The organism is Cupriavidus sp. FW306-1B-F12B, from assembly GCF_058781795.1.
On the sequence record NZ_JBYSXC010000016.1, the window covers coordinates 172329 to 183487 of the forward strand.

At 65.1% G+C, this 11159-nt stretch carries 11 protein-coding genes; 1 reads left to right on the forward strand and 10 read right to left on the reverse strand.

Annotated features, from left to right (window positions below; genetic code table 11):
* Positions 1 to 257 precede the first annotated feature (257 nt).
* The 4 genes from AC3WLE_RS24700 to AC3WLE_RS24715 form a co-directional block, all read right to left on the reverse strand.
* Complete coding sequence (locus tag AC3WLE_RS24700; protein WP_492357224.1) at positions 258 to 758, reverse strand: flavin reductase family protein; 501 nt, start codon at positions 756 to 758, stop codon at positions 258 to 260.
* 1 nt (position 759) lies between these two features.
* Positions 760 to 2001 carry a styrene monooxygenase/indole monooxygenase family protein gene (locus tag AC3WLE_RS24705; protein WP_492357223.1) on the reverse strand — a complete coding sequence of 414 codons (1242 nt, stop codon included), beginning with the start codon at positions 1999 to 2001 and terminating at the stop codon, positions 760 to 762.
* A gap of 33 nt (positions 2002 to 2034) precedes the next feature.
* Positions 2035 to 2823: an SDR family oxidoreductase gene (locus AC3WLE_RS24710; protein ID WP_492352855.1), complete on the reverse strand. Its 789-nt coding sequence runs from the start codon at positions 2821 to 2823 to the stop codon at positions 2035 to 2037.
* Between the two features lie 86 nt (positions 2824 to 2909).
* Positions 2910 to 4139, reverse strand: coding sequence for a dienelactone hydrolase family protein (locus AC3WLE_RS24715; RefSeq protein ID WP_492352856.1), 1230 nt, complete (start codon positions 4137 to 4139; stop codon positions 2910 to 2912).
* A gap of 286 nt (positions 4140 to 4425) precedes the next feature.
* Here AC3WLE_RS24715 and AC3WLE_RS24720 point away from each other — a divergent pair, with 286 nt between their 5' ends.
* The gene (locus AC3WLE_RS24720) at positions 4426 to 5427 is read left to right on the forward strand and encodes an AraC family transcriptional regulator (RefSeq protein WP_492352857.1); all 1002 of its coding nucleotides are present in this window, start codon (positions 4426 to 4428) and stop codon (positions 5425 to 5427) included.
* A gap of 189 nt (positions 5428 to 5616) precedes the next feature.
* Here AC3WLE_RS24720 and AC3WLE_RS24725 read toward each other — a convergent pair whose 3' ends face one another.
* The 6 genes from AC3WLE_RS24725 to rpsL all read right to left on the reverse strand — a co-directional run bounded on the left by AC3WLE_RS24725 (position 5617) and on the right by rpsL (position 10997).
* Positions 5617 to 5745, reverse strand: a complete 129-nt coding sequence (locus AC3WLE_RS24725; RefSeq protein ID WP_492320442.1) for a hypothetical protein — start codon at positions 5743 to 5745, stop codon at positions 5617 to 5619.
* A 290-nt stretch (positions 5746 to 6035) separates the two neighbouring features.
* The gene (gene rpsJ / locus AC3WLE_RS24730; RefSeq protein ID WP_006160488.1) at positions 6036 to 6344 is read right to left on the reverse strand and encodes a 30S ribosomal protein S10; all 309 of its coding nucleotides are present in this window, start codon (positions 6342 to 6344) and stop codon (positions 6036 to 6038) included.
* Positions 6345 to 6422: 78 nt separating this feature from the next.
* A complete protein-coding gene (gene tuf / locus AC3WLE_RS24735; protein ID WP_492320443.1) occupies positions 6423 to 7613 on the reverse strand; it encodes an elongation factor Tu in 1191 nt (396 codons plus the stop codon).
* Positions 7614 to 7691: 78 nt separating this feature from the next.
* On the reverse strand, positions 7692 to 9800 hold the full coding sequence (gene fusA, locus AC3WLE_RS24740; protein WP_492320444.1) for an elongation factor G: 2109 nt from the start codon (positions 9798 to 9800) through the stop codon (positions 7692 to 7694).
* A 117-nt stretch (positions 9801 to 9917) separates the two neighbouring features.
* Positions 9918 to 10388 carry a 30S ribosomal protein S7 gene (gene rpsG / locus AC3WLE_RS24745; protein WP_010810459.1) on the reverse strand — a complete coding sequence of 157 codons (471 nt, stop codon included), beginning with the start codon at positions 10386 to 10388 and terminating at the stop codon, positions 9918 to 9920.
* A 231-nt stretch (positions 10389 to 10619) separates the two neighbouring features.
* Positions 10620 to 10997, reverse strand: coding sequence for a 30S ribosomal protein S12 (rpsL, locus tag AC3WLE_RS24750; protein WP_010810460.1), 378 nt, complete (start codon positions 10995 to 10997; stop codon positions 10620 to 10622).
* Between the last annotated feature and the right edge of the window lie 162 nt (positions 10998 to 11159).

Sequence of the window (11159 nt, forward strand, 5' to 3'; positions counted from 1 at the left end):
ATACACGAAAACTGTGTTTGCTGTGGGCTTGCGCTAAAGAAGACTGCGCGCGGCCAAAGTGGCCAGCCCACTACCCGAGGAAACGGGTAGCCTTACACTATATCGCAGCGGTTTGGAAAGGGCAATATGAATTGCGGATTCGCCCGCAGTGTTGTAGGCAGGCGCGCCGCAGTAGTGGCGCTTGCGTTGCTTGGAGTGTGGTGTGGAGGCGACGGCTGGTAGTTGAAGTGCCGTGAAGCTCATCCGGGGATGGTTGCTCAGGCGGCGAGGCGCACGAAATCGCCGCCATAGAATACCAGCGGTTCGCCCTCCCCTGCCTCGAATGCCTCGACGGCGCCGACGATCAGCAGGTGATCGCCTACCGGGTCGGCCCGCTCCACGCGGCAGGCCAGGGTCGCCAGCGCCTCGTCCAGGTAGGGCACGCCGCGCTCGCAGCGCCCGTGGGCGACGCCCGCGAACTTGTCCGCCGCCGGCGTGGCGAAGCGGCGCGCCAGTTCGCCATGGCCGGCACGCAGGATGCTGACGCCGAAAGGCGCGCCGGGCACGAACAGGCCCGCATTCGGCGAGTGCAGCACCAGGCTCCACAAGATCAGCGGCGGCGCCAGCGACAGCGAGGCAAACGAGTTCACCGTCAAGCCGACGGGCCGGCCCCGCGCCCCGCAGGCGCCGATAACGGCCACGCCAGTGGCATAGCGGCCGCAAACCCGGCGCAGTTCGCGGGGATCATGGACGGAAGTGGCAGGCGTGGCGGCGTGCATGTCAGGCGGCCTCGGCAACGTACTGGTTGATCAGCTGGTGGCAGGCCTGTGGATCCAGCCACCACGGGAAATAGTCCGGCGGATTGTCGAAGCCGTTGGCGATGCGCGCGGCCAGTGCCGGCGCCTGCCCCGCGGCGCCCAGCAGCGCCAGGATATGCGGCGGCGGCGGGGTCAGCAGCGAGTTGGTCCACGCCACCACATCGCCCGCGTACTGCCAGTACTGGTCGAAGGTGCGCTCCATCCAGTCCTGGTCGAAGGGCTGGTCGCCGCGTGCCAGGATCGCATCGAGATAAACCTTGCAGCATTTGGCGGCGTTGTTCGAACCCTGCCCCGTGATGGGGTCGTTGACCACCACGGCATCGGCCATGCCGAACACCTGCCGCCCGGACGGCAGCGTCAGCACCGGCTTGCGCACCGTTGGCGCAAAGCGCCCGGCAAGGGTGCCGTTGTCGTCGGTCAGCGCGACCCGCTCGCAGCGCTCGGCCTCCCATGGCAGGTAGGTCTGCAGGATGCGCAGGCTTTCGGCCAGGTGCTGCGCCGGCGTGCGCGCCTCGGCCCAGCGGTCCATCGGGCCGCCCGGGATGCCTTCGAACACCATGATCTCGCACGGCCCCGACAGCGTCAGCGCGGGGAAGACGAAGTACTCACCCACGCCCGGGATCAGGTTGAAGCAAACCCGTGAGAACGGCGTGCGCGGCTGCATGCCGGTCACATAGGTCAGCGCCAGCGCGCGCTGCGGCTTGTCGAACGGGCTGCGGGAGGCATCGCGCTCGAAGCGGCTGACGATCTCGCCCTTGCCGGCGGCCAGCAGCACCAGGTCATGCTCGCGGGTCAGGTCCTCCAGTTCATCCAGGCCGACATCGGCGATGCGCAGGTCGCCGCCGCGTGCAACGAAGGCCTCCATCCACGCGGGCATCTTCAGGCGCTGGTCCACCGCCTGCGCCGGGCGGTCCAGCGGCGCGGCCCAGTCGATCGCGCGGGCACCGGCCTGCTCGGGATGCGGCACGGCCAGGCCGATGCCCTCCACCGGCGGGCAGGCATCGTCCCACCAGTTCAGCCCGAGCTCGCGCTCGGCCTGCAGCGCGCGGTCGAACATGCACTGGCTGGACATGACTTTCCCGCCGCGGATCTGCTCGGGGGTCCGGTTGGACAGCAGCGTGACCCGGTAGCCGTTGGCTTGCAGCCCGAGGGCCATTTGCAGGCCCGACTGGCCGGCTCCGACGATGGCGATGCGTTGGCTCATGACGTTTTCTCCTGAAGGATCGTTCGGCGGCGTTCAGCCGGCCAGCTTGCCGATGGCGGGCACGTTCTGCTCCGGCCCCATGGCGGAATAGCCGCCGTCGACGGCATAGTCGGCACCGGTGACGAAGCTGGCATGGTCGGAACAGAGGAAGAGCACCACCTGGGCCACCTCGTCGGGCTCGCCGACGCGGCCCAGCAGGTGGAACGGCGCGGCCACCGCATCGGTGCGGGCACGGTTGCCGCCGCTGACCTCGTCCATCAGCCGGCACCAGGTCCAACCCGGCGACACCGCGTTGACGCGGATGCGGTCCGGCGCCAGGTCCATCGCCATGCTGCGCGTCAGCTGCGCGATGGCGGCTTTCGACACCGGGTAGAGCCAGCGCCCGGTCTGCGCCACGTTGGCAGAGATGCTGGTGAAATTGACGATCGCACCGCCGCCGCGCGCCCGCATGTGCGGGTGCACCGCCTGCGCCAGCATCACGCCCGACACCACGTTGGCGTCGAGCGCCGCCAGCCAGTCGGCACGATTCGAGCGGAAGCCGTCATCGAGATAGGTGCAGGCCAGGTTGACCAGGCAGTCCACGCCGCCAAAGCGCTGCACCACCTGCGCCACGGCATCGCGAACCTGCTCGTCACGCGTGATGTCGGTGGCGATGAAGAGCGCGTTCGCCCCCAGCTGCGCGGCCACGCGCTCGCCATTGGCGGCATCGATGTCGAAGATCGCGACGCGCGCGCCGGCCTCGACAAAGGCCCGCGCCACGCCGGCGCCGATCAGCGTGGCGCCGCCGGTGACAATGGCGACCTTGCCCTGCAGTCCTTTCATGCTTGTCTCCTGTGCCGGCAACAGCCGGCGATGGTTGCGGGCGGGCCTCTGCGGGGCCCGTTCCGGATCGATGCCGCGGGCGCAGCCTACTTGCCTTCGCTCTGCTGCCAGCGCGCCATCAGTGTGTTCGACGGCAGGGTCTCGTCCAGCAGCTTGCGCGCGGTCTCCACGCCCGCGACCGGCAAACCCGCCGGGTCCAGCTTGCCGACCTGCACCAGCACGCTGGCCTGGTCCCAGTAGATATGCTCGTGGTACAGCTTGTCGCCGCGGAACTTGACGATGGCGATCAGCGGGATCTCCACGCGCTTGCCGGTGGGCGGCACGCCGGGCAGCATCCAGTCGATCTCGCAGCTATGCGTGAAGCAGAACAGCATCTCGTCGACGATCTGCGTGGCCCCGACCGTGCGCGACAGCGGGATCAGCGTGGTGTCGGGCGGATTGCTGTGCACGAAATGGTGCTGGTAGAAGCGCTGCAGCTGCGCGTAGCCGACCCCGCCGGTCATGGTCGGGATATGGTTCACATAGGGCTGCGGCACCATCGTCGCCATGGTGGCGTCGACATCGCGGGTGGCAAATTCGTATTCGCAGTGCTTGTCCCACAGCGCGGAGAAATCGTAGTGCGGACCCATTTCACCGCGCAGCGCCGCGATCGAGCGCTGGTGCGCCATCAGCGCCGAGGGCTTGTCGAAGTGCTCGCCACCGGTGCGGGCAAAGGCATGGTCGACGCCAGCGTAGACGTAGACCTCGATGTTCTCGCGCCCGGCCAGGGCTGCGCGGATCGCAGCCTGCGCCTGCGGCGGGCAGAATCCGTCTTTCTCGGCGATATGCAGCACCAGGCGGCCGCGCACGCTGGCGGCTTCGCCCAGCGCGTGCTCGATGCCCACGCCGTAGTACGCCACCGCACAGGCCACGTCTGGCAGCCTGCAGGCCGCCAGGTAGGCCAGCTTGCCGCCCAGGCAGAAGCCCAGCACGCCGGTCTGGCCGACGCATTCCGGCCGCGCACGCAGCGCTTCAAGCGCGGCGCCCACATCCTGCACGCCCGCGGCTTCGTCGAACTGCTGGTACAGGCCCAGCGCCCGCTGGAAATCCTCGCCGCGATCGGTCAGCTCGATCCCGGGCGCGATGCGCCAGAACAGGTCGGGCACCAGCACCGTATAGCCCTCCTCGGCGTAGTAGTCCGCCACCTGCCGCATGGTCGCATTGACGCCGAAGATCTCCTGGCACAACACGATGCCCGGGCCCTTGCCTGCCGCCGGGATGGCGAGATAACCGCTGAAACTGCCTTCGGGGGTCTGGATCTGGATGGTCTGGCCCATGGCCTGCGCTCCTTGTCGTTCTCTTTCCGGTGTCTGATGGGACTGCCGTGCTGGCCTCCATAATGGTGGCTCCGCACCGCAGCAAACTAGCCGCTGGGCGCAGCGGCTATCCGATTAGTGCAGGAAACTTCGGACTCGGTCAACGCCGTAGCGCTGACAGCGAGGTCATCCGCTATAGTGGATCGCGTGGGAAACCGTGCCCCGGCCGTCAAGCCGGACCGGCCCCGGAACCAGCGGCGCGCACGTTCACCGGCAGCGCCGCGGCCCCCGCCAGAGGAGCGAGACAATGCAGCTGCCCCCCGCCGCCGGACCGCTGGCGAGCGCCCTGCTAGGCGATCCCGCCCGGTGCGTGTTCGCCTCGACCGACCTGGCCGAGACGCGCGCCGCTGTCGGGCGCGTGTTCAAGCCGCACCGGCTCGAGATACGCGGCACCCGCTTGCAGGCACGCATGCATCATGCGCCGCTTGGCGCGGTCTCGTTCAACCGCCTCGCCTACGGCGCCGACGTCACCATCGACCCCGGCCCGCTCGGCGACTTCCTGCTGGTGCAGATGCCGCTGCAAGGACAGGCCGAGATCCGCTGCGGCGACCAGCACATCGTGTCCACGCCTGACTGCGCTTCGGTGCTGACGCCCAGCGATGCGCTGGCCATGCGCTGGAGCGCCGACAACGACCAGCTGATCGTGCGCATCGAACGCAGTGCGCTGGAACGCATCTGCGCCGCCCATCTGGGCCGCCGGCCCGAGCGGCCGCTGCGCTTTGCGCTCGGCATGGACTGGCGCAGCGGCGCGTGGTACGAGCTGATGCGCTATCTCGCCGCGATGCTAGAGACCGCGCCCGAGACCGCGTGCCATCCGCTGACCGCGTGCCAGCTGGAACAGCTGGTGATCGGCACGCTGCTGACGTCGCAGCCGCATAACCTGTCGGACGCATTGCGCGAGCACGGCAAGCCGCTGGCGCCGCGCCATGTGAAAGTGGTGGAGGAATATATCCACGCAAACGCCGCGGCGGAGCTGACGCCCGCCGTGCTGGCCGAGGTCGCCGGCGTCAGCGTACGCAGCCTGTTCGCCGGTTTCCGCGAGCATCGCGGCACCGGGCCGATGGCCTACCTGCGCACGGTGCGGCTGGAGCGCGTGCGGCACGACCTGCTGAACGACGCCTCGGTGCCGTCAGTAAGCGCGGCGGCGCTGCGCTGGGGCTTTGCCCATCTGGGACGGTTCAGCGCGGAGTACCGGCGCGCGTTCGGAGAGTGCCCCGCGCAGACCTTGCGGCGGCGCCGAGCGGGCTAGGCGTGTGTGAATTCAGTGCTGCCGCTTCGGGCGAGGCCGCCGCGATCGCTCAGCTCATCGCGCAACTGTAGCTGGCAGCAAGACTGGCATCCCCCGACCCCGAGTACTTCGGGAATTTCGGGTACACGCACAGCGTGCATGGTGCGCACCACGCTCTGCTGCGCGTCCCTTTTCGAGATCAACAACTGCTCAGGGGCGGCCGATTTCTCGACCCAGTCGCGTGAGTCCGATGGCCAGCGCCACGGCAAGGCCGATGGCATTGCCCGAGCGCGGCCGCATTGGCGCGGACGCACGGGTCCGGTGAGTCCTTTCAAACATGATTGTCTCCTCTGGGGGGCGCCACGCTTATGTTTGCGGCTTTGCCGATACGCCTGGAACGAGGTAAAGCCGTTGCGGGGGGAAGCACATGATTCAATCAATCAGCGTTTATGTATCACTTCACAGCGCGTGATGCCGGCGCCAAGCGGGTCGATCGTCGCCCTCGCTCGCGCGGCAGGGGAGCAGTCCGGGGAGCAAGGCTGCTGTATGCAAGCCTTGAAAACAAAAACGGCGAACCATACGGTTCGCCGTTTTGCTGCAGCAGGCCGCGGGCGCGGCCCGAAGCATGATTACACCTTGATCTCGACGTCCACGCCTGCCGGCAGGTCGAGCTTCATCAGCGCGTCAACCGTCTTGTCGGTCGGGTCGACGATGTCCATCAGGCGCTGGTGCGTGCGGATCTCGAACTGATCGCGGCTGGTCTTGTTGACGTGCGGCGAACGCAGGATGTCGAAGCGCTGGATGCGGGTCGGCAGGGGCACCGGGCCCTTGACGATTGCGCCGGTACGCTTGGCGGTATCCACGATTTCGGCGGCCGACTGGTCGATCAGGCGGTAGTCGAATGCCTTCAGGCGGATACGGATCTTCTGGTTCTGCATGATATTTCCTTAAAAGAGCGATTGGGCAACGTGCCCGTTGAATGGGGACATGCCCGACAGGCATGTCCCAGGAAGTGCTTAGTCGAGGATCTTTGCCACGACGCCGGCGCCGACGGTACGGCCACCTTCACGGATAGCGAAGCGCAGGCCTTCTTCCATGGCGATCGGGGCGATCAGCTTGACGGTGATCGACACGTTGTCACCCGGCATGACCATTTCCTTGTCCTTCGGCAGCTCGATCGAGCCGGTCACGTCGGTCGTACGGAAGTAGAACTGCGGGCGGTAGTTGTTGAAGAACGGGGTGTGACGGCCGCCTTCGTCCTTCGACAGGATGTACACCTCGCCGGTGAAGTGGGTGTGCGGCTTGATCGAACCCGGCTTGCACAGCACCTGGCCGCGCTCGACGTCTTCACGCTTGGTGCCGCGCAGCAGCAGGCCAACGTTGTCGCCGGCTTGACCCTGGTCCAGCAGCTTGCGGAACATTTCCACGCCGGTGCAGGTGGTCTTCACCGTCGGCTTGATACCGACGATTTCGATTTCCTCACCGACCTTCACCACGCCGCGCTCGATACGGCCGGTCACCACGGTGCCGCGACCCGAGATCGAGAACACGTCTTCCACCGGCATCAGGAAGGTACCGTCAACGGCACGCTCCGGCGTCGGGATGTAGGTGTCCAGCGCTTCGGCCAGGTTCATGATGGCCACTTCGCCCAGCTCGCCCTTGTCGCCTTCCAGCGCCAGCTTGGCCGAACCCTTGATGATCGGGGTGTCGTCGCCGGGGAACTCGTACTTCGACAGCAGCTCGCGAACTTCCATCTCGACCAGCTCGAGCAGTTCAGCGTCGTCCACCATGTCGCACTTGTTCAGGAACACGATGATGTACGGCACGCCAACCTGGCGGGCCAGCAGGATGTGCTCACGCGTTTGCGGCATCGGGCCGTCAGCGGCCGAGCAAACCAGGATCGCGCCGTCCATCTGGGCGGCACCCGTGATCATGTTCTTCACATAGTCAGCGTGGCCCGGGCAGTCAACGTGCGCGTAGTGGCGGTTGGCCGTTTCGTACTCGACGTGGGCGGTATTGATGGTAATACCGCGTGCCTTCTCTTCCGGCGCTGCGTCGATTTCGTCGTACTTCTTGGCGGCACCGCCAAACTTGGCTGCCAGCACCGTGGCAATCGCTGCGGTCAGCGTGGTCTTGCCATGGTCAACGTGACCAATCGTACCAACGTTCACGTGCGGCTTGGTCCGCTCGAACTTTTCCTTTGCCATTTCTTAACTCCTGATAGGAATGCAGTCTTGTTGTTTCATCGCGCCGCCGCACCGGCAGGCGCGGCGGCAAACTTCCAATTACTTGCCCTTGGCCGACATCACGGCTTCGGCGATGTTCTTCGGTGCTTCAGCGTAGTGCTTGAATTCCATGGTGTACGTGGCGCGGCCTTGCGTGGCCGAGCGCAGCGACGTGGAATAACCGAACATTTCCGACAGCGGGACTTCGGCCTTGATGATCTTGCCGCCGCCCACCATGTCGTCCATGCCCTGCACGATGCCGCGGCGGGACGACAGGTCGCCCATCACGGTACCCGTGTAGTCTTCCGGCGTTTCCACTTCCACGGCCATCATCGGCTCGAGCAGAACCGGGCTGGCCTTGCGCATGGCTTCCTTGAAAGCCATCGAGCCGGCCATGCGGAACGCGTTTTCGTTCGAGTCCACGTCGTGGTACGAACCGAACGTCAGCGTGACCTTCACGTCCACCACCGGGAAGCCAGCCAGGATGCCGTTCGGCAGCGTGTCGACGATACCCTTTTCGACCGCCGGGATGTATTCGCGAGGAATCACACCGCCCTTGATGGCGTCGATGAACTCGAAGCCCTTGCCCGGCTCTTGCGGTTCCAGCGTGATCACGGCGTGACCGTACTGGCCACGGCCGCCCGACTGCTTGACGAACTTGCCTTCAACGCCTTCGGCCGTCTTGCGAATGGTTTCGCGGTAGGCCACCTGCGGCGCGCCAATGTTGGCTTCCACGCCGAATTCGCGCTTCATGCGGTCGACCAGAATTTCGAGGTGGAGCTCGCCCATGCCCGAAATGATGGTCTGGCCCGATTCTTCATCGGTACGCACGCGGAACGACGGATCTTCAGCGGCCAGGCGGTTCAGGGCGATGCCCATCTTTTCCTGGTCAGCCTTGGTCTTCGGCTCGACGGCCTGCGAGATCACCGGCTCCGGGAACACCATGCGCTCGAGCACGATCGGTGCAGCCGGATCGCACAGCGTGTCGCCCGTGGTGGCGTCCTTCAGACCCACTGCAGCGGCGATGTCGCCGGCCAGCACTTCCTTGATTTCTTCGCGCTGGTTGGCATGCATCTGCAGAATACGGCCGAGGCGTTCCTTCTTGCTCTTGACCGGGTTGTACACGGTGTCGCCCGAATTGATCTTGCCCGAGTAGACGCGGAAGAAGATCAGCTGACCAACGAACGGGTCGGTCATGATCTTGAACGCCAGTGCCGAGAACTTTTCGTTGTCGTCAGCCTTGCGCTCGAGCTTCTTCTCGCTGTCGTCCTCGTCCGTGCCCGTAACCGGCGGAATGTCGACCGGCGACGGCAGGAAGTCGATCACGGCGTCGAGCATACGCTGCACGCCCTTGTTCTTGAACGCGGTGCCGCACAGCATCGGCTGGATTTCGCAGGCGATGGTACGGTCACGCAGCGCCTTGACGATCTCGGCGCGGGTCAGCTCTTCGCCGCCCAGGTACTTTTCCATCAGCTCTTCGCTGGCTTCGGCGGCGGACTCGACCATCTTCTCGCGCCATTCGTCAGCGGTGGCTTGCAGCTCGGCCGGGATGTCCTGGTATTCGAACTTCACGCCCTGGCTGGCTTCGTCCCAAATGATCGCCTTCATTTCCAGCAGATCGACGACGCCTTGGAAGCCGTCTTCAGCGCCGATCGGCACCACGACGGGCACCGGGTTGGCCTTCAGGCGGGTCTTCAGCTGGTCGTAGACCTTGAAGAAGTTCGCGCCGGTACGGTCCATCTTGTTGACGAATGCCAGACGCGGCACGCGGTACTTGTTGGCCTGACGCCAGACGGTTTCCGACTGCGGCTGCACGCCACCCACTGCGCAGTACACCATGCACGCGCCGTCCAGCACGCGCATGGAACGCTCCACCTCGATGGTGAAGTCCACGTGGCCCGGGGTGTCGATGATGTTGAAGCGATGCTCGGGGTAGTTGCCGGCCATGCCCTTCCAGAAGGCGGTGGTCGCAGCAGACGTGATGGTGATGCCGCGCTCCTGCTCCTGCTCCATCCAGTCCATGGTGGCCGCGCCATCATGCACTTCACCGATCTTGTGGTTCACACCGGTGTAGAACAGGATGCGCTCGGTCGTGGTGGTTTTACCCGCGTCAATGTGAGCCGAGATACCGATATTGCGGTAGCGCTCAATGGGAGTCTTACGAGCCACTTTAATCCTCTATTCGTCCGTGAGGCGCCGGCATCTCATGGCCCGCGCCCCTAACACAAACGGGCGAGATGTGTAAAAACACAGCCCGCCCGGCAACCAACAAACGCTATCGCGCGCTTAGAAGCGGAAATGCGAGAACGCCTTGTTGGCTTCGGCCATGCGGTGCACTTCGTCACGCTTCTTCATTGCGCCGCCACGGCCTTCCGATGCTTCCAGCAGCTCACCTGCCAGGCGCAGCGCCATCGACTTCTCGCTGCGTTTCTTCGCGGCCTCGCGCAGCCAACGCATCGCCAATGCCAGACGACGCGACGGACGGACTTCGACCGGAACCTGATAGTTGGCGCCGCCCACGCGACGGCTCTTCACTTCCACCACCGGCTTCACGTTGTTGATCGCAACGGAGAACACTTCGATGGGGGCCTTGCCTGCCTTCTTTTCGATCTGGTCAAACGCGCCATAGACGATACGTTCGGCAACCGACTTCTTGCCGTCCAGCATCAGCACGTTCATGAACTTGGCAACTTCAACGTTGCCGAACTTCGGATCAGGCAGAACATCCCGCTTGGGGACTTCACGACGACGTGGCATCTTCTTTCCTTTAGATTCAGTTGAGAGCGCGGTCAGTTGTTCCCGCTCTCCGGCCACCAACTAGCTTGCATGCAATAGACAGCAAATTCGCCGGGTGACCACTTACTCGACGGCACGGTTGCCAAAAAAAGGCGCTCCGTTGTACCGCCGCCTGGTGACAGCACCATGACTCGCGCCACAGGCTATCGTTTGTTTGCTGCTTCGGGTCTCGCAGACCCAGGCACCCTAAGCTTAGGCCGCCTTCGGACGCTTCGCGCCGTACTTCGAACGGGCCTGCTTGCGGTCCTTCACGCCTTGCAGATCCAGCGAACCACGGACGATGTGGTAACGCACACCCGGCAGATCCTTCACACGGCCGCCGCGGATCAGCACGACCGAGTGTTCCTGCAGGTTGTGGCCTTCACCGCCGATGTACGAAATGACTTCGAAACCGTTGGTCAGGCGCACCTTGGCAACCTTACGCAGTGCCGAGTTCGGCTTCTTCGGCGTCGTGGTGTACACGCGGGTGCACACGCCACGGCGCTGGGGGCAGTTCTCAAGCGCCGGGCTCTTGCTCTTGACGACTTCAGAGACGCGCGGCTTGCGAACCAGTTGGTTGATAGTTGGCATTGTTCAATCCAGCTTGGTTTGACGAAAAACGCCCCTCGCACCGGCATGCACCGAAAGGGAGAGGCAACTACGGGTTTTGGGCGGGAGAGATGAGCGGACGCGCTCTGGAGACGGGACTGTGCGGTAACAGCATGCCAAAGAGCGCGAGCCGGCACCCGGATC